This is a genomic window from Bacillaceae bacterium S4-13-56, from assembly GCA_040191315.1.
Taxonomy (GTDB): Bacteria; Bacillota; Bacilli; order Bacillales; family JAWJLM01; genus JAWJLM01.
Genome location: JAWJLM010000165.1, coordinates 1 through 670 on the forward strand (window position 1 = coordinate 1; position 670 = coordinate 670).

The 670-nt window shown below is 36.6% G+C and carries 1 protein-coding gene; it reads right to left on the minus strand.

Going from position 1 to position 670, the window contains the following annotated elements; all coding sequences use genetic code 11:
* The coding region (locus RZN25_18395; protein ID MEQ6378769.1) for a DUF6431 domain-containing protein at positions 1-257 on the minus strand (257 nt) is incomplete at its 3' end.
* Positions 258-670: the final 413 nt, after the last annotated feature.

Here is a 670-nt window from a genome sequence, read left to right on the forward strand (position 1 = left end):
GATAAAGCCTCCTCTCTAAAAATAGTCTGGTCACCTGTTTCAATACACTCTGAGTCATACCTTTTATAAGGTACTAAGAAGTCTGGTAACTCATGATGAATTCTACCGCAATTATCACAAGCTAAACGGCGAATATTATACACCTTCATTTCCCCAGATCTCTCTTTACATTTTCTATTTCTAGTACCTATCACACTCATACTTTTTCCGCAACAAGGAGAAGGAGTCCTACCCGCACCCCTAACTGAAAACTCCATTTAGGGTGTTTTCAATAAGTTTATAATCTGATACAATAATCATATATGTTTTGGTGGGACGTCTCCCGTATAGCTGTTGGCGCAGTTATACGTTAATGGGAGGCGTCTTTTCCTTTCTCCAGAATTATAAATGTCGAAATTTTTCGAATCATATAAGGACATTATAATCGACTAATTCTGGACAAGCAATACCGTCAACTATCGGTTATTTTAATCTGTCAAAAACACTAAAGAACCCGGAACGGGGTAATTTTAAGTCACAGTGACAACCCGAAATTTGGCGATAACTATATGTATATCTGTAACTATCATACGTAAATGGATTACTTAATTTCGACTTAGGTAAGGTGTTTTCCAATGAAGTCCGTTAATTTGTCCTTCCAAAAACTATATGCGGTGTAATTGTATCCATT